General features: G+C 67.8%; 21 protein-coding genes and 1 tRNA gene. 10 read left to right on the top strand and 12 right to left on the bottom strand.

Features of this window, described 5'->3' with window-relative positions:
* Positions 1 to 111: 111 nt before the first annotated feature.
* A complete protein-coding gene (locus tag M3195_RS17050) occupies positions 112 to 1,227 on the bottom strand; it encodes a M24 family metallopeptidase (protein WP_251585030.1) in 1,116 nt (371 codons plus the stop codon).
* Positions 1,228 to 1,291: 64 nt separating this feature from the next.
* Entirely contained in the window at positions 1,292 to 1,738 is a 447-nt protein-coding gene (locus tag M3195_RS02875; RefSeq protein ID WP_251585028.1) for a hypothetical protein, read from the bottom strand.
* Between the two features lie 166 nt (positions 1,739 to 1,904).
* Here M3195_RS02875 and M3195_RS02870 point away from each other — a divergent pair, with 166 nt between their 5' ends.
* Positions 1,905 to 2,327, top strand: a complete 423-nt coding sequence (locus M3195_RS02870) for an NUDIX hydrolase (protein ID WP_251585026.1) — start codon at positions 1,905 to 1,907, stop codon at positions 2,325 to 2,327.
* A 10-nt stretch (positions 2,328 to 2,337) separates the two neighbouring features.
* Here M3195_RS02870 and M3195_RS02865 read toward each other — a convergent pair whose 3' ends face one another.
* Both M3195_RS02865 and M3195_RS02860 read right to left on the bottom strand, forming a co-directional pair.
* Positions 2,338 to 2,799, bottom strand: a complete 462-nt coding sequence (locus M3195_RS02865) for an aminoacyl-tRNA deacylase (RefSeq protein ID WP_251585326.1) — start codon at positions 2,797 to 2,799, stop codon at positions 2,338 to 2,340.
* A 47-nt stretch (positions 2,800 to 2,846) separates the two neighbouring features.
* Complete coding sequence (locus M3195_RS02860) at positions 2,847 to 3,359, bottom strand: DNA helicase (protein WP_251585024.1); 513 nt, start codon at positions 3,357 to 3,359, stop codon at positions 2,847 to 2,849.
* A 144-nt stretch (positions 3,360 to 3,503) separates the two neighbouring features.
* Here M3195_RS02860 and M3195_RS02855 point away from each other — a divergent pair, with 144 nt between their 5' ends.
* Together M3195_RS02855 and M3195_RS02850 are read left to right on the top strand one after the other, a co-directional pair.
* Positions 3,504 to 4,061 (top strand): peptidylprolyl isomerase, encoded by a 558-nt coding sequence (locus M3195_RS02855; protein WP_251585022.1) that lies wholly within the window; start codon positions 3,504 to 3,506, stop codon positions 4,059 to 4,061.
* A 21-nt stretch (positions 4,062 to 4,082) separates the two neighbouring features.
* Entirely contained in the window at positions 4,083 to 4,982 is a 900-nt protein-coding gene (locus M3195_RS02850) for a rhomboid family intramembrane serine protease (RefSeq protein WP_251585021.1), read from the top strand.
* A gap of 193 nt (positions 4,983 to 5,175) precedes the next feature.
* Here the strand turns inward: M3195_RS02850 and M3195_RS02845 are convergent, their stop codons facing one another.
* Positions 5,176 to 5,415 carry a cell division protein CrgA gene (locus M3195_RS02845; RefSeq protein WP_096714156.1) on the bottom strand — a complete coding sequence of 80 codons (240 nt, stop codon included), beginning with the start codon at positions 5,413 to 5,415 and terminating at the stop codon, positions 5,176 to 5,178.
* 86 nt (positions 5,416 to 5,501) lie between these two features.
* Between M3195_RS02845 and M3195_RS02840 the strand changes: the two genes are divergently transcribed.
* Genes M3195_RS02840 through M3195_RS02830 form a run of 3 tightly spaced genes read left to right on the top strand, consistent with a single transcriptional unit; the run spans position 5,502 to position 7,105 of the window.
* Positions 5,502 to 6,296: a class E sortase gene (locus M3195_RS02840; RefSeq protein ID WP_251585019.1), complete on the top strand. Its 795-nt coding sequence runs from the start codon at positions 5,502 to 5,504 to the stop codon at positions 6,294 to 6,296.
* Between the two features lie 21 nt (positions 6,297 to 6,317).
* Positions 6,318 to 6,473: a hypothetical protein gene (locus tag M3195_RS02835; protein ID WP_251585018.1), complete on the top strand. Its 156-nt coding sequence runs from the start codon at positions 6,318 to 6,320 to the stop codon at positions 6,471 to 6,473.
* Positions 6,470 to 7,105 (top strand): anthranilate synthase component II, encoded by a 636-nt coding sequence (locus M3195_RS02830; protein WP_251585016.1) that lies wholly within the window; start codon positions 6,470 to 6,472, stop codon positions 7,103 to 7,105. Before M3195_RS02835 ends, M3195_RS02830 begins: the two co-directional genes overlap by 4 nt.
* Before the next feature lie 99 nt (positions 7,106 to 7,204).
* Here M3195_RS02830 and pknB read toward each other — a convergent pair whose 3' ends face one another.
* Genes pknB through M3195_RS02795 form a run of 7 tightly spaced genes read right to left on the bottom strand, consistent with a single transcriptional unit; the run spans position 7,205 to position 16,071 of the window.
* Positions 7,205 to 8,908 (bottom strand): Stk1 family PASTA domain-containing Ser/Thr kinase, encoded by a 1,704-nt coding sequence (pknB, locus tag M3195_RS02825; RefSeq protein ID WP_308211566.1) that lies wholly within the window; start codon positions 8,906 to 8,908, stop codon positions 7,205 to 7,207.
* Positions 8,909 to 8,963: 55 nt separating this feature from the next.
* The gene (locus M3195_RS02820; protein WP_251585014.1) at positions 8,964 to 10,685 is read right to left on the bottom strand and encodes a protein kinase domain-containing protein; all 1,722 of its coding nucleotides are present in this window, start codon (positions 10,683 to 10,685) and stop codon (positions 8,964 to 8,966) included.
* Positions 10,682 to 12,139 carry a peptidoglycan D,D-transpeptidase FtsI family protein gene (locus M3195_RS02815; RefSeq protein ID WP_251585013.1) on the bottom strand — a complete coding sequence of 486 codons (1,458 nt, stop codon included), beginning with the start codon at positions 12,137 to 12,139 and terminating at the stop codon, positions 10,682 to 10,684. Before M3195_RS02815 ends, M3195_RS02820 begins: the two co-directional genes overlap by 4 nt.
* 1 nt (position 12,140) lies before the next feature.
* On the bottom strand, positions 12,141 to 13,526 hold the full coding sequence (locus tag M3195_RS02810; protein WP_251585011.1) for an FtsW/RodA/SpoVE family cell cycle protein: 1,386 nt from the start codon (positions 13,524 to 13,526) through the stop codon (positions 12,141 to 12,143).
* Positions 13,523 to 14,818, bottom strand: a complete 1,296-nt coding sequence (locus M3195_RS02805; protein WP_251585009.1) for a PP2C family protein-serine/threonine phosphatase — start codon at positions 14,816 to 14,818, stop codon at positions 13,523 to 13,525. The genes M3195_RS02810 and M3195_RS02805 overlap by 4 nt, the downstream gene beginning before the upstream one ends.
* 6 nt (positions 14,819 to 14,824) lie before the next feature.
* A complete protein-coding gene (locus M3195_RS02800) occupies positions 14,825 to 15,349 on the bottom strand; it encodes an FHA domain-containing protein FhaB/FipA (RefSeq protein WP_251585007.1) in 525 nt (174 codons plus the stop codon).
* Positions 15,349 to 16,071, bottom strand: coding sequence for an FhaA domain-containing protein (locus tag M3195_RS02795; RefSeq protein WP_251585005.1), 723 nt, complete (start codon positions 16,069 to 16,071; stop codon positions 15,349 to 15,351). Before M3195_RS02795 ends, M3195_RS02800 begins: the two co-directional genes overlap by 1 nt.
* 203 nt (positions 16,072 to 16,274) lie before the next feature.
* On the opposite strand from M3195_RS02795, the gene M3195_RS02790 reads away from it, so the two are divergent.
* The 4 genes from M3195_RS02790 (at position 16,275) to M3195_RS02775 (ending at position 19,995) form a co-directional block, all read left to right on the top strand.
* Positions 16,275 to 16,357: transfer RNA gene (locus M3195_RS02790), tRNA-Leu, on the top strand.
* A gap of 1,228 nt (positions 16,358 to 17,585) precedes the next feature.
* Positions 17,586 to 18,194 (top strand): RNA polymerase sigma factor, encoded by a 609-nt coding sequence (locus M3195_RS02785; protein WP_251585003.1) that lies wholly within the window; start codon positions 17,586 to 17,588, stop codon positions 18,192 to 18,194.
* Positions 18,191 to 19,165: a hypothetical protein gene (locus M3195_RS02780; RefSeq protein WP_251585001.1), complete on the top strand. Its 975-nt coding sequence runs from the start codon at positions 18,191 to 18,193 to the stop codon at positions 19,163 to 19,165. Before M3195_RS02785 ends, M3195_RS02780 begins: the two co-directional genes overlap by 4 nt.
* 488 nt (positions 19,166 to 19,653) lie before the next feature.
* Positions 19,654 to 19,995, top strand: coding sequence for a hypothetical protein (locus tag M3195_RS02775; protein WP_251584999.1), 342 nt, complete (start codon positions 19,654 to 19,656; stop codon positions 19,993 to 19,995).
* The last annotated feature ends 2 nt before the right edge of the window (positions 19,996 to 19,997 follow it).

Raw genomic sequence — 19,997 nt, 5'->3', positions numbered from 1 at the left:
AAGGAGAAATCGCGTTCGGAAGGAGGAATTGCACGGATTCCTCCCTCCGAAGCGGTATCTCCTTCCGAACGGCTGCGGTGAAGCGGATGGATGCTGCGGCGAGGCGCCGTGTCAGACGGCAGTGAGGCCGTGCGGAGCGGTGTTCAGCCGCTCGCAGCCGTCGGCGGTCACCACGACGATGTCCTCGATGCGCGAGCCCCATTCCCCGGCGAAGTAGATGCCCGGTTCGATGCTGAACGCCATCCCCTCGCGCAGCACGAGGTCGTTCCCGGGCGCGATGTAGGGCTCCTCATGCACGGAGACGCCGATGCCGTGACCGGTGCGGTGCAGGAACGCGTCGTCGAGTCCGGCGTCAGCCAGTACGGTTCTCGCCGCGGCATCCACCTGTTCGGCTGTGACGCCCGGTCGGACAGCGTCGACCGCGGCCTGCTGCGCCCGCACCAGCACCGCGATGCCCTCGGCTGCCTTCGGGTCGGGCGTGCCGACGACATAGGTGCGGGTGCTGTCGGAGTTGTAGCCGCTCGGCACCGCTCCGCCGATGTCGACCACGACGACGTCACCGTCCTCGATCATGCGGTCGGACACCTCGTGGTGCGGGTCGGCGCCGTTCGGCCCTGACCCGACGATCACGAACTCGACTGTTCGGTGACCTTCCGCGACGATCGCCTCGGCGATGTCGGCGGCGACCTCCCGCTCGGTGCGTCCGGCGCGCAGCCACTCCGGAACCCGGCGGTGCACGGCGTCGATCGCGCTGCCGGCGCGGCGGAGCTCCGCGATCTCATCGGAATCCTTGATCATGCGCCCTTCGCGCAGCACGGGTGTCGCGAGCTCGAGGCGCAGACCGAGGCGGTCGGCGAGCGGGATGACGTGGAGGGCGGGGAGGGCGTCCGACACCCCGACGCGGGTGGCGCCGGCGATCACGTCGGCGACCAGAGTGTGCGCATCGTCTCCATCCACCCAGTCGGAGACGGCGAGACCGAGCCCGCCGACGGCGGTGCTGCGCACCTTCGCGAGCTCCATGCGCGGCACGACGACGGTCGGCGCGATGCCCGGCCCGAGCACGAGGGCCGTCAGGCGCTCGATCGTGTCGCCCTCCACGCCGACGAGGTACTGCAGGTCGGGACCGGGACCGACGATGATCGCATCCAGACCGGCGCCGGCGGCGAGAGCGGAGGCGCGGTCGAGGCGGGCGGCGTACACGGATGCGGAGAAGGGCGTTGTGCTCACGGCATCCACGCTAGTGTCCCGTCGTTCGTCGCGAAATGCCGTGCCACCGCGCTCGACCCGTCGTTCAGCTCACCGCCGCGCGCACGCGCTCCGCGAGGAACTTCCGGTTCGCATCGTCGAGCTCGAGCACGGCGTACGCGGTCGGCCACAGAGTTCCCTCGTCCAGATTGGCGGGCTGCTCGAATCCGAAGGTGCCGTACCGTGTCTTGAACTTGCTCGCCGGCTGGAAGAAGCACAGCACCTTGCCGTCCTTGGCCCATGCCGGCATCCCGTAATAGGTCCGGGGGATGAGGTCGGGTGCCGCGTCTGAGACGAGCGCGTGCAGTCCCTCGGCGATCGCCCGATCCTCCTCGCTGAGCTTCTCGATCGCCGCCTTCAGGTCGGCCTCGCCCTCGGCCCTGACCTCCTCCGGAGACTTCTTCGCCCGCGAGCGCGCCGTGCGCTTGTCGGCCGCCGCCGCTTTCATGGCCTCGCGCTCCTCCGCGCTGAAACCGCTGTCCTTCTTCGCCATATCGGCTCCTCTCGTGACCGGTGACCGGTGACCGGTGACCGGTGATCGGTGATCGGTGATGACCTCACCCTACGGAGGCAGCGTCGACCGCCGCTTCTCGATTCGTGATCGATTCGGCGTCGACCCAACGGGCGCCGTTCATTCCCCGGCGGTTAGGGTGGGACGCATGGACATGCGTGTCGCGGCATACGCAGTCGTCACCGATGACGACGGGCGGGTGCTGCTGGCGCGGTGGATCGAGGGGCGCCGTGTCGCGTGGACCATGCCCGGCGGCGGACTCGAGCCCGGCGAGGCCCCGGAAGCGGCGGTGCGGCGGGAGCTTCGCGAGGAGACGGGCTACACCGTCAAGGTGGGCGAGCTGCTCGGCATCCACTCGCGCGTCATTCCCGCGTCGCAGCGCGTCCAGAAGTCGGATCAGCCGCTGCACACCCTGCGCATCGTGTACCGCGCGACGGTGTCGGGCGGACGTCTGCAGTACGAGGCCGACGGATCGACCGACATGGCGGAGTGGTTCCCGCTGAAGGCGATCGGCGACTTGCAACGGGTCAAGCTCGTCGACATCTCGCTGCGCATGGCCGGCCTTATATGACGGAGAGGGCTCAGTCGCGGGGCTGCTCCGGCACGGAGATGTCGGCGACGGTCGCGCCGTACGCGGCGATGAGGTCGTCGGCGTCGACGAAGAGGCTGTAGCCGTGCGTGCCCGCTCCCATGGCGATGCGCTGACCGACGATCGTCTCGTCGGCGTAGACGGGCCAGTCCGTGGTGCTGCCGATCGGCACGATCGTGCCGCGCTCGTAGCCGGTGGCGGCGAGGGCGAGCTCGGCCTCCGGTAGTCGCAGCTTGTTCACCCCGACGACGGCGCGGAGTTTGCCCCACGAGATCGAGCGACCGCCCGGCACGAGGGCGAACAGATATGTGTCGTCCGAGCGCTTGACCACAAGGGTCTTCACGATGCCCTCCGGAGGGATGCCGAGCAGTTCGGCCGCCTCGAAGAGACTGCGGGCCGCCGGCCGCTCGCGGATCTCGATGTCGAGATCGCGAGCAGCGGCGGCTGCGCGCACGCGGGCGTGCACGTCCGCCGGCTCGGCGGCCGGGGACTCGAAGTCGGTCACGCCTCGGGGGCGGACAGCGGGTCGTCGGCGACCCAGAGCTCGTCGTCGGCGCGGAGGGCCTGCCAGGCGGCGTAGAGCACGCCGACAGCGGCGGCCGCGCCGAGGACCAGGGCGATGACCGAGCCGATGCCCGGGCCCTTCTTCTGCGGCTTGGTGGCCTTGCGAACCTTCTTCTCGATCTTCTTCTCGATGCCGTGACGCTTCGCGTTCGCGACGTCCCAGGCGGTCAGCGCGCTGCCGACGACCCCGCCGACGATCGGGACGACCTTGTCGTCGACGACGTGCTTGCCGAAGCGCACGCCCTGGTCGACGACCGGTGCCACGCGGCGGTCGTAGGTGTGCTGCACGGCCGGTGCGACCTGCTCGCGCCCGAAGTTGCCGAGCTGACGCCCCGCCTCGCGCGCCACATCGGCAGCGTGTCCGACGATGACCTGCTGATTCTCCCAGAGCTGGTTGGCGTCCTTCTGGAGACGACGCAGTTCCTTCTTCCGCTTGCGGCTGATGCTCACGATGCTCTCCTGTCGCTTGGAGTACGGGTTCCCCATCTTGCCACGCCACCCTGGAAGGGGCGAGGAATCACCGAGGCCTTGCGTCGGGCGACGAACAGCGCTAGATCAGGGCTCGCACACGGGAAGCTCTGCGAGAATGAGGTCATGCCTCACGCTTCTCACGTCGCAACCCTGCACACCAACCACGGTGACATCGTCATCAACCTCTTCGGCGACCACGCCCCGAAGACGGTCAAGAACTTCGTCGGTCTCGCCGACGGCACTCAGGAGTGGACCGACCCCGCCACCGGCAAGCCCGGCGACGGTCCTCTGTACAAGGACGTCATCTTCCACCGCATCATCCCGAACTTCATGATCCAGGGCGGCGACCCCCTCGGTCAGGGCGTCGGCGGACCCGGCTACAACTTCGACGACGAGATCCACCCCGAGCTGAACTTCAACGAGCCGTACGTCCTGGCGATGGCGAACGCCGGTCTGCGCCGCAACGCGATCACCGGCAAGGCCGAGGGCACCAACGGCTCGCAGTTCTTCATCACCACCGACCCGACCCCCTGGCTGCAGGGCAAGCACACCATCTTCGGCGAGGTCGCCGACGACGCCTCGAAGGCCGTCGTCGCCGCGATCGGAGCCGTGCCGACCGCCGCGGGCGACCGCCCGATCGAGCCGGTCGTGCTGCAGTCGATCGACATCGTCGCGGCCTGACACCGAGGCTGGCCGATCCGGATGACCACGCCTGAGTTCGCGGACAACCGCGACAACTTCTGCTACCGGCATCCGGATCGGCAGAGCTTCGTGCTCTGCCAGCGGTGCCTCCGCACCATCTGCGGCGAATGCCAGACCCCGGCGGCGGTCGGCGTCATCTGCCCGGAGTGCATGAAGGAGGAGCGCAAGAACCGCACTCCCGCCCAGAAGCGAGCTGAGCGACGCTGGGGCGGACGCTCGTCCACCATGGCCGCAGTGCGCAGCGGCAATCCGGCCGTGACCTACGCGCTGATGCTGATCACGTCGATCATCGGCCTGCTGCAGCTCGTTCCCGGCATGGGTCCCGCGATCACGCAGCAGCTGCTGTTCGCCGGGCCCTACCTCTACCCCGAGCTCTTCGGCGCGCCGTTCGAACCATGGCGACTGCTCACGGCCGTCTTCGCCCACGGCGGCTTCATCCACCTCGCGCTGAACATGCTGGCGCTCTGGATGCTGGGACAGAGCCTCGAACCGATGCTCGGCCGCGTGCGGTTCCTCGCGCTCTACCTCATCAGCGGACTCGGCGGGTCGGTCGCGGTCGCTCTGCTCGCCCCGGGCACCGCGACAGTCGGTGCCTCCGGCGCGGTCTTCGGCCTCATGGCCGCCCTGCTGATCGTCGGGCGTCACATCGGTGCGAACGTCACCGGCATCCTCGTGATCCTCGGCATCAACTTCGTCGTCGGATTCTTCATCGGCGGCATCGCCTGGCAGGCGCATCTCGGCGGCGCGGTCGTCGGCGCACTGCTCGCCTTCATCCTCACGCGCACGCGGCGCCGTGAGCAGCGCGTGTGGCAGATCGTGCTCATCGCGGCGGTGACCATCGCCCTCCTCGTCGTCGTCGCCTTCGTCCCTCCTCTGCTCATCACGTCGATCTACTCCTGATCAGCGGTTGTTAACAGGTTCGTTAACAGGTGTGAATAACATGGGTGTAATTCATCCCCAGGTGTGAACAACCCTGTGGATAACTCTGTGGTGACCTTGTGGAGACCTGTGGAGACCTGGGGACGGACACCCAGCGGAGAGACGAAGAAGGCCCCTCGCGGTGCGAGGGGCCTTCGTGCGTGAGCGGGGCGATCTAGCGCCAGCGGGTGGTCATCAGGAACCCGATCAGGGCGATGCCGAGACCGATCGCGAGGTTCCAGTTGTCGAGTCCGGGGATCGGGAACTGCATCCCGGAGATGTAGAACACGAGGATCCAGGCGAGTCCGAGCAGCATGAAGCCGATCATCACCGGCTTGAACCACACGGCGTTGGGGGCGGACTCGCCCTCGGCGCGGGGTGCGTCGGGCTCTTCGGTCTTCGGGTCTCGGGCCATGCCGACATTGTACCCGGGTCGCCTTTGTTCCCGCGAGAAAGCAGGCTTCCGGCTCTGTGCACAGGCCGGAGGGATAGGATCTCGCCATGACCGCATCCGTCGTCTCGGGGGAGCGACGTGGCCGCAGCCGTCGCCCTCGATCGCGCGCCACCTTCACGAGCGTGCTGGGGGAGCTGCTGCTCACCGCCGGCGTGCTCGTGCTGCTGTTCGTCGCGTGGCAGATGTGGATCGGCGACATCATCATCAGCGCGCAGAAGAACGACGAGGGCGCCGCGGTGTCACGCGAGTGGGCCGAGGCCCCGCCCCCCGCACTGCCCGAGACCTTCGAGCGGCCGGACGGCACCACGGCGTATCAGCCCGTGATCCCCGCGCGTCCCGCCGACACCGAGCAGCTGGGGCAGATGCACATCCCGCGCTTCGGATCCGAGTACAACGTCGGCATCTTCGGCGGCACCAGCCGCGCCCGCACGCTCGACAAGCTCGGGATCGGCGTCTACACGAACTCCAAGATGCCCGGCGAGGTCGGCAACTTCGCGATGGCCGGCCACCGAACGACCTGGGGCAAGCCGTTCAACCAGCTCGACAAGCTGCAGATCGGCGACGCGATCGTCGTCGAGACGATCGACGGCTGGTTCACCTATCGGTTCCGCACGCTCGAGTACGTGAAGCCGACGCAGACCGACGTGCTGCTCGACGTCCCGCAGATCCCCGGAGCGCAGACCGGTGAGCAGTACATCACCCTCACCGCCTGCTCCCCGCTCTACTCGCTCGCCGAGCGCATCGTCGCCTACGGCGTCTTCGAGAGCTTCCAGCCCCGAGCCGAGGGGCCCCCGAAGGCGCTGACGGACCCGCCCCCGCCTCCGGCCGCGCCGTCGATCTGACCGAAGGGACCGAGAGGAATCATGTACGCCGCACTCTGGCGCCTGCTGCCCGGCCCGTGGTGGGTCAAGCTGTTCATCGTGCTCGTCCTCGTCACGGCCGTGCTCTACGCGCTGTTCTGGTTCGTGTTCCCGTGGATCAGCCCCATCATCGCTCCCGGCGAGGTCGACCTCGAATGACCCGGGTGCTCGTCGTGGACAACCACGACAGCTTCGTGCACACCCTCGTCGGGTATCTGAATGAGCTCGGCGCCGAGGTCGAGATGGTCGAGGCGGATGCTGTCGACGCCGCCGAGCTCGAGCGACTGCTGCCCCGTTTCCGCGGCCTCCTGCTGTCGCCCGGACCGGGGACGCCGTCCGATGCGGGAGCGAGCCTCGACGCCGCTCGGATCGCCATGTCGTCGCGCGTGCCGCTGCTCGGCGTCTGCCTCGGCCATCAGGTGATCGGGGAGGCCCTTGGCGGCCCGGTGACCGAGGCGCCGGAACTCATGCACGGCATGGTTTCGCAGGTCGCTCACGACGGATCGGGGCTGTTCGACGGCATCCCGTCCCCGTTCGCCGCCGGGCGGTATCACTCCCTGGCCCTCGATGAGGAATCGCTGCCCGCGTCTCTGATCGTCACCGCGCGCACCGAGACCGGCACGGTGATGGCCGTCGCCCATACGAGCCTGCCCGTCGTGGGGGTGCAGTTCCACCCCGAGAGCGTCCTCACTGAGGGCGGGTATCGCTTGCTCGCGAACTGGCTCGCGCAGTGCGGCGACGAGGATGCCGTAGCCCGCGCCGAACGACTGCATCCGCTCGTGCGGGCGTAGCGCGTTTCGTCTCGGTCGCTTCGCTTCCTCGCTCAACGACCCGGGGGAGGGTCGCTGAGCCCCTGAGTCGACGACACGTCGGGGGGAGGCGGGTGGCGGTCAGCCGCCCGCGGCGGCTGCGCAGTAGCGCAGTTCGACCGTGGACCCGACGGGAACGTCTCCGGGCGCCACCGACATCGACGCCACAGTGGGCGGGTTCGTCGGCGGGCAGTCGGTGAGCTCGACGGGGCTGGCGGTGAGGCCGATCCGTTCGAGCTCGGCGGTCGCGGCATCCATCGTCCAGCCGGAGACGTCGGTCAGGGTCACCCGTCCGCTGGCGACCACGAGGTTCACGACCGTCTTCGGTGCGACCTCGGCGTCAGCCGCCTCGCTCGCCTCCATGACGGTGTCGGCGGCGAGGCCCTTGTCGTTCCGCTGGATCACGGTGCCGAGCTCGAGGCCGGCCTGGGTCAGCGCGTCTCGCGCCGCGGCGAGAGACAGGCCCTCGAGCGTCGGCACGACGACCGTCTCCTTGCCGGAGGAGACGTACACGGTGATGGAATCGCCCTCGCTCACGGTCGTTCCGCCCTCGGGATCGGTGCGGGTGACGTTGCCCTCGGCGATGTCGTTGCTCGGTTCGAGCACGAGCTTCGCGGTGAGGTCGAGCTCGTTCAGGTCTTCCTGCGCGCGCTCGGAGGACACGTTCACGAGGTCGGGCACCGTGCGGGAGCTCGACGGGATGTCGTCGGGCCGCATGCTGATGGTCCACACCCAGAACAGCACCGAGGCGAGCAGGACGGCGAGCAATGCGACGCCGGCCCAGATCCATGCGACCGGGGGACCGGACTGCGTGCGCGCCATGGTGGTGTCGGTGCTGAGCTGCCGCAGCGACCGCGCGGTCTCCTGCGCCTGGCGGGGACTCGGGCCGTACAGCTCGCTGGTCAGCGCGCCGATCTCCTTGCGGCTGGGTGCCTGTCCGGAGACGGCCGCGTCGAGCGCGGCGCGGAAGTGCGCGGCGTCCGGGTAGCGCTGGTACGGATCCTTCGCGAGCGCGCGCAGCACGATGGGGTCGAGGGAGGGCGGAGCGTCCTCGTTGACCTCCGTCGGCGGGACCGGGGTCTCGCTGACGTGCTGATAGGCGACCGCGACCGGAGACTCCCCGCGGAACGGCTGGCGCCCGGTGAGCAGCTCGTACAGCACGACACCGGTGGAGTAGAGATCGGCGCGCGCGTCGACGGGCTCGCCCTTCGCCTGCTCGGGAGAGAAGTAGGCGGCGGTGCCGATGATCTGGGTCGTCTCGGCGACGGTCGAGGAGGAGTCGGACACCGCGCGCGCGATGCCGAAGTCCATGACCTTGACCTGGCCCCTGTCGGTGACCATGACGTTGCCCGGTTTGATGTCGCGGTGCACGACGCCGGCCCGATGCGAGTAATCGAGAGCCTCGAGGATGCCGTCGACGTACCGCACCGCTTCCTCGACCGGGACCGGTCCGCGCGCGATGATGTCTTTCAGCAGGGTGCCGCTGATGAGCTCCATGATGATGTACGGAGGCTCACCCGACCCGTCGCCGGTGCTGCTCGACGGGTCGCCCGCGTCGTACACCCGCACGATCGACGGGTGCGACATACGCGATGCGGACTGGGCCTCCAGGCGGAAGCGCGTGCGGAACGCGGTGTCTCGGGCGAGATCGGCGTCGAGGATCTTGATCGCGATCGCGCGACCGAGCGTCAGATCGTACCCGCGGTAGACCTTGGCCATCCCGCCATGCCCGATGAGCTCGTCGACGCGGTAGCGACCCGCGAGAACGCGTGGCTCTGTCGACACGTACTGACCCCCTGATACGACCTGATGAAGTGCTCAGCCTACGGCGTGGAAACCCCTAATCCCCTGTGTCCTCGCCGCCGGCGCCCTCGGCCGGAGTGATCTGAGCGGTGAGCTGAGGTGAGTTGCCCGATGGGCGGTCGCCGCAGAACGCCCGATACGTGGCCGTGACCTGCAGAGCCGGGTCGTTGGCCGGGGTGATCTGCGTGTTCTGGGGGCTCGGCGGGAAGTTGCGGGTCGTCGAGCCGTCGGAGAACGTGGCGTTGGTGATCGTCACTTCATACGCGTTGATCGGACCCGTGCCCGACGGGCACGGGAAAGCTGTCCAGTTCAACTGGATCTGCTGACCCGCGACCGGCGTGCCCGACAGGCTGGGGGCAGAACCGGGTGCGCCGATCTCGACGCGGGGCGCGTAGGTGATGAGCGTGATGGCGTCGCCCTTCTCGAGGGTTCCGCGCGGGTCGACGGTCTCGACCACATCGACGAGGTCGTCAGACGGGGCAGGCGTGTTGCCGACGCGGCACTGAGGGACGAGTCCCGCCTGCGTCGCTGTGTTCAGTGCCTCCTGGCACGACAGACCCACGAGGCCCAGCGAGTCGACGTTGACCGACGTGTCGGTCGGGGTCGGCGTGGGCGTCGGCGTCTGCGGGGGAGCCGAAGAGATCGACGGAGAGGGCGTGGGGTCGGCGTCCTTTCCGTCGCCCTGGTTCATCAGAGCCCAGATCGTGCCTCCGAGAACGATGACGAGCAGAGCGATGAGCGCGACGAGAGGCCACGTCCACCGGCTGCGCTTCTTCTTCTCGGCCTCCTCTTCCGCGGCCGCCTCGGTGGGGACCTGAGCGGTGGTGGGGAGGACGCGCGTGGCTCCGACGTCGCCGGATGCCGTGAGCAGTCGGGTCGCGTCGTCTGCCGCCACTCCGCCGGTGGCGATGGCCGGGACGGCGATCGCGGCGGAGTTCAGGTCGCCGCGGCGCAGGGCCTGAGCGGCGCGGGCGACGGTCGCCGCGGACGACGGCCGGTCGGCCGGCTTCTTCGCGATCATCGCCATGACGAGGTTCTGCACGGGGATCGGCACGGTAGGCGGCAGCGGCGGCGGCTGCTCGTTGATCTGAGCCATCGCGATCGCGACCTGCGACTCGCCCGTGAACGGACGCTTGCCGGCGAGGGACTCGTAGGCGACGATGCCGAGCGAGTAGATGTCGGTCGCGGGGGAGGCCGGGTGGCCGGAAGCCTGCTCGGGCGACAGGTACTGCACGGTGCCCATGACCTGGCCGGTCGCGGTGAGCGGCACCTGGTCGGCGATGCGCGCAATACCGAAGTCGGTGATCTTCACGCGGCCGTCCGGTGTGATCAGCAGGTTGCCGGGCTTGATGTCGCGGTGCACGAGGCCCGCCGCGTGCGCGGCCTGGAGGGCGGATGCCGTCTGCGCGACGATGTCGAGCGTCTTGTCGGCGCTCAGCGAGCCGTCGCGCTCGAGGATCGTCGACAGGGCCTCGCCGGGGACGAGCTCCATGACGAGGTAGGCGCTGCCGTTCTCCTCGCCGTAGTCGAACACGCTGGCGATGCCCTCGTGGTTGACGAGTGCGGCGTGGCGCGCCTCGGCGCGGAACCGCTCGAGGAAACCGGGGTCCCCCATGTACTCGTCCTTGAGGATCTTGATCGCGACGGTGCGTCCGATGACGTGATCCGTCGCCTCCCACACCTCGCCCATGCCGCCGATCGCGATTCGCGACTGCAGCTCGTAGCGACCACCGAACGACACACCCTGCGTCGGTCTCATCTGCCCAGCACCGCCTCTATGACCTTCTTTGCAATCGGGGCGGCGATGGTGTCGCCGGATCCTGACTGCCCCTGTCCGCCGCCGTCTTCGACGAGGACCGTTACTGCGACCGTCGGGTCGTCCGCCGGCGCGAAACCGGTGAACCACAGCGTGTACGGCCTGTCGTTCCCGTTCTCGGTCGTGCCGGTCTTACCGGCCACGTCGACCCCGTCTATTCTTGCACCCTGCGCTGCGCCGTTTGAGACGCTGGCGACCATGGACGCCGTCACCTGATCGGCCACATCCGCCTCCAGCGCACGACCGAATTCGGTGTCGTCGTAGGAGCGCACGACCGAGAGGTCGTTGCCGATAACCGAGTCGATCAGGCGCGGGTTCATGACGACCCCGTCGTTCGCGATCCCCGCGGCGACCATGGCCATCTGCAGGGGAGTGGCGATGACCTTGCCCTGCCCGAACCCGGTGAGCGCGGTCTGCGCGTCGTCAAGCGCCCGCGGGTAGCTCGACGCGGTGGACTCGAGCGGTGTGGAGAAGCTCTGGTTGAAACCGAACTTCTCCGCCATCTCGCGGATGCGGTCGTCGCCGAGTTGCACAGCCAGCTCCGCCATCGGGATGTTGCAGCTGAGACGGATGGCCTCGGAGATCGTGACGGTCTCGCCGCCGCCGCAGGTTCCGCCCCAGGCGTTCGCGACGGTGTTGTTCGAGCCGGGCAGCTGATACCGCGCCGGATTCGGCAGCGCGGAGTCGGGCGTGTACTCGCCGGAGGCGTAGGCCGCGGCCGCGACCACGAGCTTGAACGTCGACCCCGGCGGGTTCAGGTCGCCGGCGATCGCGCGGTTCGACAGGGGCTTCGCCGGGTCGGCGTCGAGCTGATCGTAGGTCGCGTTCGCGGCGTCCGCGTCGTGCGTGGCGAGCGTGTTGGTGTCGAAGCCGGGCGTCGAGACCATGGCCAGGATGCGGCCGGTGCTCGGCTCGATCGCGATCACGGCGCCCTCGAGCCCCTGCAGGGCATCGTAGGCGGCCTTCTGAGCCGCGGCGTCGAGCGTGAGCTGGGCGCTGAAACCGGCCTGCGGCTGCCCGGAGAGGATGCGCTCGATCTCGGAGAAGAACGCGCTCGATCCTGTTCCGGAGAGGTCGGCGTTCAGCGCTCGCTCGATGCCGGTCGCCGACTGCAGCGCCGGGTTGAAGTAGCCGGTCACCGGCTCCCACATCGCGCCGTCGGTGTAGACGCGCTGGAACTGGTACTTGTCGTCGGACGGCACCGAGGTCGCGATCGCGACGCCGTCGACGATGATCGACCCGCGCTGGATCTCGTAGCTGTCGAGCAGCGTGCGGCGGTTGTTGCTGTTCTGCCCGAGGGAATCGGCCTGGACGACCTGGATCCAGCTGGTCGCGGCGAACAGCGACAGGAACATGAAGAGCATCACGATGCTCAGGCGGCGGAGCTCCTTGGTCATGTCAGCCGATCACCGTCCTCGGTTGGCTGCGCACGCCGTCGGAGATGCGCAGCAGGATCGCCACGATGAGCCAGTTCGCCACGAGCGACGATCCGCCGGCCGCGAGGAACGGCGTCGTCAGACCGGTCAGCGGGATGACGCGGGTCACACCGCCCACCATGATGAACACCTGCAGCGCGATCGTGAACGCAAGGCCGGTGGCGAGCAGCTTGCCGAAGTCGTCCTGCCCGGCGAGGCCGATGCGGATGCCGCGGCTGATGAACACCATGTAGAGGCAGAGGATCGCGAAGAGGCCGATGAGGCCGATCTCCTCGCCGAGGCTCGTGATGATGTAGTCGCTGTGGGCGAGGGGAGTGACCTCGGGGCGGCCCTGACCCCAGCCGGTGCCGAGGAGGCCGCCGTGGGCGAGCCCGAAGAGTCCCTGCATCGGCTGGTATCCCGCGCCGTCCGGGTCGACCTTGTCGGGGTCGAACAGGAACAGCCAGTTCGTGAAACGCCCCTGCACGTAGCTGAGGATCTGCGTCGCGACGGCGACGCCCGCGGCGACGAGCGCGAGGCCGATCAGGACCCAGCTCGTCTTGCCGGTGGCGACGTAGAGCATCGCGACGAACATGCCGAAGATCAGGGTTCCGGTGCCGAGGTCGCGCTGGATCACGATGATGCCGAGCGAGATCGCCCACACCACGAGCACGGGTCCGAGCTCGCGCATGCGCGGCCAGGTGATGCCGAGCGCCTTGGTGCCGACCGAGGTGAGGCTCTCGCGCGTGCGCACGAGATAGCCGGCGAAGAAGATCGCGAGGCAGATCTTGGCGAGCTCGCCAGGCTGGAAGGCGAACATGCCGCCCAGCGACACCCAAACCTGGGCGTTCGCGTCAGGGATGCGCAGGCCGGGGACGAACGGCAGCAGGAGCAGCAGGATGCCGGTGAGGCCGAAGATGTAGGTGTACCGGAACAGCACCCGGTAGTTGCGCAGCATGATCACGACCGTGATCGCGCCGGCGAGTGAGATGGCCGTCCACGCGAGTTGCTTGGTGGAGTAGGCGTTCCAGCCGGTCAGCGCCTTCGCGATGTCGATGCGGTAGATCATCGCGATGCCCAGACCCGTGAGCAGCGTCGCGATCGGGAGCACGAACGGGTCGGCGTCGGATGCCACGGCGCGCAGCACGAAGTGCACGGCGAACGCCAGCACGGCGAGGCCGCCGCCGATCGCGAGGATCATCGGGTCGATCAGTCCGAGGGCGCCGAGCTGGACGAGCGTGAGCGATGCGCCGCTGAGGACGACCGCGAACAGCAGCAGCCAGAACTCCCGGTTGCGCTGCGTCTGCGGCATCCGGAGTCGGCGGAGCGCCTTGATGACGGTGGTGTCGGCCTGGACGTCGGTGCTCATCCCTCGCCCTCCGTCGTCGTCGGCGTGGGCACGGGAGTGGGCAGCGGGGTCTCGCCGGTGACGCGGTCGGCTCCCGCCTGCAGACGAGCCACGATGGCCTCGGCATCCGACAGCGATCGGGCCGTGATCGTGCGCTCGACGGAGTCGCGCTGGTACGGGGGCAGATTCGCCAGGAGGATGTCGGTGTCCTGGATCGGCGTCGACAGCGTGATCGGACCGATGTTCTGCTGCACGCCCTGGTAGATCACGACGCTGTCCTCGTCGGCGCCGACGAAGTAGCGGGTCTGCGTCCAGCTGTAGGCCGCGAAGGCGGCGAAGGCGAGCGCGGCGAGGACCACCAGCATCCCGGCGATCCAGCCGAGGCGACGGCGTTTGGCGCGGCGGCGATCCTCTTCGATGAGCTCCTCGAGGTACTCGGACGAGGGCTCGAAGTGGCTGGGGTCGTTCGCGGCCTGGCGAACCGGGTGCAGCCAGCTGCTGCGCGGGGCGCGCACGGGCGGAACAGTGATGTTCGCGGGATTCGAGGCCGAGCCGACGATGGTCGCCGTGCCGGAGTGCATCGCGTGCGCTCCGCCGACCTCGACCAGCACGATCGTGACGTTGTCGGGGGCTCCGCCGTCGAGCGCCTGCTTGAGCAGGTTGTCGGCCGTGCGGCCGGGCGGGAGGCCGAGGCGCATCGCCTTGAGGATGTGCGCCTCGTCGACGACGCCCGAGAGACCGTCGGAGCACAGCAGCCAGCGGTCGCCGGGCTGCGTGTGCATGACGAACATGTCGAGCTCGGGGTCGGAGTCCATGTCGCTGAGCACGCGCATCAGCACCGAGCGCCGCGGGTGATAGCGGGCCTCTTCGGGAGTGATGCGGCCCGAGTCGACGAGCCGCTGCACGAAGGTGTGGTCGGCCGTGATCTGCGTGAGCGCGTCGTCGCGGTAGAGATAGATGCGCGAGTCGCCGATGTGGCCGATGACGGCGTAGTCGTCGACCATGATGATCGCGCTGAGGGTCGTGCCGAGGCCCGCCAGCTCGGGGCGGTCCTTCGCGGCGCGGATCAGGTCGACGGCGGCGGTCGTCGCGGCCGCCTGCAGCGACGCCTGCGCGTCGTCGGTCGATGCGTACGGCTGGTCGAGGGGCTGCATGCGCGAGATCGCGATGCTCGACGCGACGTCACCGCCGGCGTGCCCGCCCATGCCGTCGGCGACGACGAACAGGTTCGCCCCGGAATACCCGGAGTCCTGGTTGTTGGAGCGGACCTTGCCCGTATGGGAGATCGCGGCGCTCGAGCCCTCGAAGACCATCCGGAGTCAGGCTCGCAGCTCGAAGGTCGTGGCGCCCACCTTGATGGGAACGCCGAGGCCGAGGGCGACGGGTCCGCCCGTGACCCGGTTGCCGGCGACGAAGGTGCCGTTCGTGGATTCGAGATCCTGGATCGCCCAGGCGTCGCCGCGCAGCAGCAGGCGTGCGTGGTGGCTGGACGTGTAGTCGTCGCGGATCACGAGCGCGCACTCGCTCGAGCGGCCGATGGTGAGGGTGTCGGTGCCCAACGGCAGTTCGAGACCCGCCTTCGGGCCCGACGTGATCACGAGGCGCTTCGCCGTCGCGACGGTCGCCGGTCCGGTGCTCGCCTTCGCCGACGACGGGCGCTTGGCCGGTGCCGGGGGAGTGGAGGGGGATGCCGCGGACGCGTCGCCGTCTGCCGGGAGCTTGCGCACCTTCATGCCGAACAGGTCGGCGCGCAGCGAGTAGACGACGCCGAACACGAAGAACCACAGCAGCACCAGGAAGCCGATGCGCATGAGGAGGAGGACGAGCTCACTGGGCGTGGTCATCAGATCGCTCCGAAGGCGCGGGTCGCGTCGTCGTCGCGCGGGCGCGCAGGGCGCGAGGGTGCCGCGACCGGCACGATACGGAAGACGAGGTCGGTTCGGCCGATCGTGAGAGTCGTGTCGGAGGGCAGAGCGGCCTCCCTGACCTTCGATCCGTTGACCTTCGTGCCGTTCGTGGAGCCGAGGTCGCGCATCATGGCGCGCTCGCCGTCCCACAGCACCTCGACGTGCTTGCGGCTCGACCCGGCATCCGCGATCGTGATGTCGGCGTCGGAGCCGCGGCCGATCACCGTGCGGGCCCGGGTGAGCGAGTGGCGACGTCCGTCGACGTCGATCACGGCCTGCCAGTTGACTCGGCCCTCGACGGTGCCGGAACTGACGCGCACGGTGCCGGTGGGGATGTCGTCGGACTCGAGGGAGATCGAGAGGGGGCCGGCGAAGCTGTAGCCCTGCGACTTCGCGTGCTTGGTCAGCAGCGCGTGCAGCTCATCGGTCAGCGCACCGCCGAGTCCCCGCATCCGCTCGGCATCATCGGTGCTCAGGCGCACCACATAGCTGTTGGGCGTGAGGATGCGGTCGCGACTGACCACAGCCGCCTTGGTGTCCGCCTCGCGCCGAAGCGCCGAAGCGATCTCCACGGGCTGGATGCCGCTGCGGAAGGTCTTCGCGAAGGCGCTGTTCACAGCGCGCTCGAGACCCTTCTCAAAGCTGTCAAGTAGTCCCACTGGGCTCCTCTGGCATGCCGACCGGTAGGGACATCGTAGCCAGGTGTTCTGGAAGTACGCCGTTCCGAGGGGTCTTCCGGCGCGATTCGGACGCCTGTATCGGGAGCGAGCGCGCGGGGGAGCGTCGTGCTGTGGCCGGTTTCGTGCGGGGGTGGAGCGCGTGATAGCCTTGCGAAGTTGAGTTCCTCGGAACGAGACGACTCGCGCGAGTGGCGGAATGGTAGACGCGCTGGCTTCAGGTGCCAGTGTCCGTATGGACGTGGGGGTTCAAGTCCCCCCTCGCGCACACGGCGTGTTCACGAAAAACCGTGAATCAGTTCATGAAATGCGAGTTCGGCGGCTTCCTCATTGAGAAATGAGGCGGCCGCCGCTTCGTTTTTGGGCTGCAAGGACGATCCGATTACTTGTCTCGCGCTCGCCGCAGTTTCGACGCACGACGAATAGCCCCTTGAGGGGCCGGCTGGTCAAACTATTCGATTGCATACGAGTGATGCCGACTATGCCGGCGGAGCGAGTGCTCCAACGGTTGCGGGCAGAAGCTCTCGCCCGCCCAGGCTACGAGCTGACCGTTGGAGCTATAGAGCTTCCAGGTCGGGTTGCTGCCGGCGTCGTTGACGATGCGAAAGTACATGATCTCCCCAGTCGTTAGGTGCCCGGACATAAGCGCATGAAGCTACCAGTCGTCGAGGATGACTGAGTGGCGCTCCCTGAGGCGTGTAAGGAATCACCTGCACGCGCAAAGGGGCGCCTGTATCGCGATCCTGGTCAGGCCCATGGTCACCCCGGCCATGCCGTTCGTCGACCCACACAGAATGTTTGTTCGGCGTCCTTCCATTCCTCAAACCCCTCTTTCCGTGGGTTCCGCCAGCCGGATAGATGACCACGTTCGAGGAAGTCTGTAAGGAATTCGCGGGTGCCGCAAGGAGGTCGTTCGCCTCCAGTGCCCCACACCCTGCAACAGATACTGAGGTCGCAGGTGCGCTCACGCCCTGACCCGCGTATCGACGCGGTGCACCGCCATCGTCTTCGGAGACACCATGAAGAGAATTCTCAGCGTTGCTGTCGCAGTGCTCCTCGCCGCGACATTGACTCCTGCCGCCGCGCACGCATCCGAGGATCTCCATCCGGATGTCGAGTACGCGATGGACGCAGTGCCCGGCGGTGTCGCCGTGAGCGACAACAAGGTGGTGTGGCCGGACCTCGGTATGACGCTCACCACCGGGGCGACCTCGGCCCGTGCCGTGGGGAACTGCGCGACGGGAACGTATTGTGCGTACAGCGGCACAGGGATGAGCGGCTCGAAGCTGACGTTCTCCGTCTGCACAAACGTGAGCACCTCCGCGCTTCGGACCGTTGGGTCCATCGCGAACGGACGCAGTTCGGGACTGGTCCGCGCGCGGAACTCCGCCGCTACCGTGCTCGGCACCGCCGGTCCGAACAGCGCAACCGATGTTGGGGCCGGTACGACCAACCTCCTTTGCACCCTCTAAGCGAGTTAGCCTGAGTGCACGGCGATGAGTGAGGCGGTTGCAGTGATGCCACGGGGGTTCACGGAGAACCTCCTTGCTGTTTTCGCCGCCGCCGAACAGTCTCCGTTGATCAGTGCACGCCGTGCCGCAGAGGAGTCGGCGCCGAACAAGGCGGCGGTGTTCCGGACGTTGTTCGACGAATACTGGCCGAAGGTGCATCGGCATCTGGAGTGCTATCTCGACAACGGCGAAGAGGTCAACGAGATCGCGGCTGAGGTGTTCGTTGTCGCGTGGAAGAAGCTGGAGGCCGACAAGCCGATGAGCCTGCGGTGGTTCATCCGCACGGCCGACAACAAGCTTCGCGATGTCGACCGCAAGGCGCACTCGCGTGGACGCGCGATGGAAGCTCTGACGCGAGGGTTGCGGAACGCCGCGGACACGATCCATCCGCTCGACGCGCTCGCACTGCGCCAGGCAATGAAGACGTTGAACGCCCGAGAGCGACAGGTGGTGGTTCTCACCTACTGGGATGAGCTCAGCGCCGGTGAGATCGCCGATGTCCTTCGTTCGAGCCAGCCGGCCGTATGGACCACCCTCACTCGCGCACGAGCAAAACTCCGTGCACAGTTGGAGTCGAGGGAGGGCAGATCGTGAACATCCCGGACGAGGAAATCGACCGGCTCTTTCGGGCCGCGAACCCCTCCACGACGCGCGCCGACGGGCTGACCGCACAGGCGATTGCCGTGCGGGAAAACATCATCCGGGGCACACATGCGCCAGCGCGAGAGCGGCAGGGCTGGGCGTGGGGACGTCTCGCTGTCGCAGTCACCGCCATCATCGCCGTCGTCGTCATCGCCACGAACGCCCTCGCCCCCACACAGCAGGCTGTCGCGCTCACACCACCGCCGTTGCGATTCGTGAACCCTCAACCGCTGGCCGCGGTTGTCCAGGAGGCGCAGGAACACCTCGAGTCCGGCGCTTCTGTGGAACAGGAGCGCAGTGTCTCCTCGCTGGTGTGGGGATGGGATATCGATCTGGCGAAAAAGCGCGTCGAGTCTGTCCCTCAGATCGTTACTTTCGAGTGGTCGCCGGAGACCGGGTCCCGCAGCACCATCGTCGCGGGCGAGCCTTTCTGGCCTGATGGCGTCCGACCGGAGGGCATCGAGCCGAGCCCGTACCAACCGGGCGAGACCATCACGGAACTGGTCACCGCTCCTGAGGACTTGAAGATCCCGGCGGACGTCGTGAGCCTGCGTGACGGATCACGCGAATCGGTGGAGAGAGCCCTCATCAGCCTCGGGGCGACGGCGTCCGCGTCTTCCGGCGAGATCCTCGTCGTCATCGGACGTCTGCTGAGCTACTGGACGCTCACTGACGAGCAGCATGCCGTCCTCATCGACCGTCTTATCGACGCTGGGAGCGTCGCCGTTCTGGGGGAGTCGACGGACAGGCTCGGACGTGGCGTCGTCGGGTTGCGGGTCTCGGACCCAACGACGACTTATCAGGACACCGTTCTCATCTCTCGCGACACCGGTCGGATCGTAGGTATCGAGAATGAACTGACCGTGGCCCAGGACTTCATCCCCGCCGGCGTTGTGGGTTACACGCTCTGGGACATCGGATAGCACTCCAGGGATCCACCTTCCCTCGCGGGCTGTATTCGGGGCATGACCTGGCTCCGACAGGGACAGGGGGCGGGGTGATGGCATCCCGCGCTTCTCGAGGTCAATCCCCCAAGTGTTGGAGTTCACTGTCTTCGGTTCGCGCCGCGACGGGGCGACAGCGACCGCGCCGGTCGAACGCTGGTCCTCGAACGTGCGTCAAGGCCTCCGCCCGCCTCGCGACCTCTTGCGTGAACTGGCGAATCCTTACCGACCTTTTCTCTCGAGTGGCGACGGCTTGCTCTTTCACTCAGGCGGGAAGCGGTAGGTCGACTCAGACAAATCTGCGATGAACAGGGATTTGCTCGAATCATCCGGCGTCCGGCGATAGAGAGACGGCGAAAGGACGGACGTCGTGTCCCCCAAACGGCCGACAGACGGCTTGTGAGCGCGCCGTTAGACATGTCGCGAGGCCTCATCCACTCATAGCATCGAGTTCAAGGAGAACCACTGTGAAGAAGAAGACCGGCGCCGTCGTTGCTGCCGCAGCCGCCGCCCTCATGATTGGCCTCGGAGTTGCCCCCGCCCACGCGGCGACGTGCAACACCGGCAACATGTGCTCTTACGACGCCAACAGCTACGGCGGGACCACCTGGCAGGGTGGTAACGGCACCTTCGTCGAGGTGCCGGACGACGTCACCAACTCCGCGCAGAACAAGACCAGCAGGAACTACAACGCGAAGAACAACACCGCGTTCGGTCAGGAGGAGACGCTGGCCTACATCCCTGCCGGCGCGAGCGTCAGCAGCTTCAGCGGCAACAACAACAAGATCGACCACTACCGCAGCGCCTGACA

The organism is Microbacterium hydrocarbonoxydans, from assembly GCF_023715885.1.
Classification (GTDB): Bacteria; Actinomycetota; Actinomycetes; order Actinomycetales; family Microbacteriaceae; genus Microbacterium; species Microbacterium hydrocarbonoxydans_C.
The sequence above is the reverse complement of the archived record's forward strand: the minus strand, read 5'-3'. Positions and strand labels throughout refer to the sequence as shown.

Bases quoted from the DNA above. Each gene is read 5' to 3' on its own strand.
- M3195_RS02785 (WP_251585003.1), top strand. From the start codon at position 17,586: ATGAGTGAGGCGGTTGCAGTGATGCCACGGGGGTTCACGGAGAACCTC.
- M3195_RS02820 (WP_251585014.1), bottom strand. From the start codon at position 10,685: ATGAGACCGACGCAGGGTGTGTCGTTCGGTGGTCGCTACGAGCTGCAG.
- M3195_RS02815 (WP_251585013.1), bottom strand. From the start codon at position 12,139: ATGACCAAGGAGCTCCGCCGCCTGAGCATCGTGATGCTCTTCATGTTC.
- M3195_RS02810 (WP_251585011.1), bottom strand. From the start codon at position 13,526: ATGAGCACCGACGTCCAGGCCGACACCACCGTCATCAAGGCGCTCCGC.
- M3195_RS02805 (WP_251585009.1), bottom strand. From the start codon at position 14,818: ATGGTCTTCGAGGGCTCGAGCGCCGCGATCTCCCATACGGGCAAGGTC.
- M3195_RS02830 (WP_251585016.1), top strand. From the start codon at position 6,470: ATGACCCGGGTGCTCGTCGTGGACAACCACGACAGCTTCGTGCACACC.
- M3195_RS02840 (WP_251585019.1), top strand. From the start codon at position 5,502: ATGACCGCATCCGTCGTCTCGGGGGAGCGACGTGGCCGCAGCCGTCGC.
- M3195_RS02850 (WP_251585021.1), top strand. From the start codon at position 4,083: ATGACCACGCCTGAGTTCGCGGACAACCGCGACAACTTCTGCTACCGG.
- M3195_RS02845 (WP_096714156.1), bottom strand. From the start codon at position 5,415: ATGGCCCGAGACCCGAAGACCGAAGAGCCCGACGCACCCCGCGCCGAG.
- M3195_RS02800 (WP_251585007.1), bottom strand. From the start codon at position 15,349: ATGACCACGCCCAGTGAGCTCGTCCTCCTCCTCATGCGCATCGGCTTC.
- M3195_RS02870 (WP_251585026.1), top strand. From the start codon at position 1,905: ATGGACATGCGTGTCGCGGCATACGCAGTCGTCACCGATGACGACGGG.
- M3195_RS02835 (WP_251585018.1), top strand. From the start codon at position 6,318: ATGTACGCCGCACTCTGGCGCCTGCTGCCCGGCCCGTGGTGGGTCAAG.
- M3195_RS02855 (WP_251585022.1), top strand. From the start codon at position 3,504: ATGCCTCACGCTTCTCACGTCGCAACCCTGCACACCAACCACGGTGAC.
- M3195_RS02875 (WP_251585028.1), bottom strand. From the start codon at position 1,738: ATGGCGAAGAAGGACAGCGGTTTCAGCGCGGAGGAGCGCGAGGCCATG.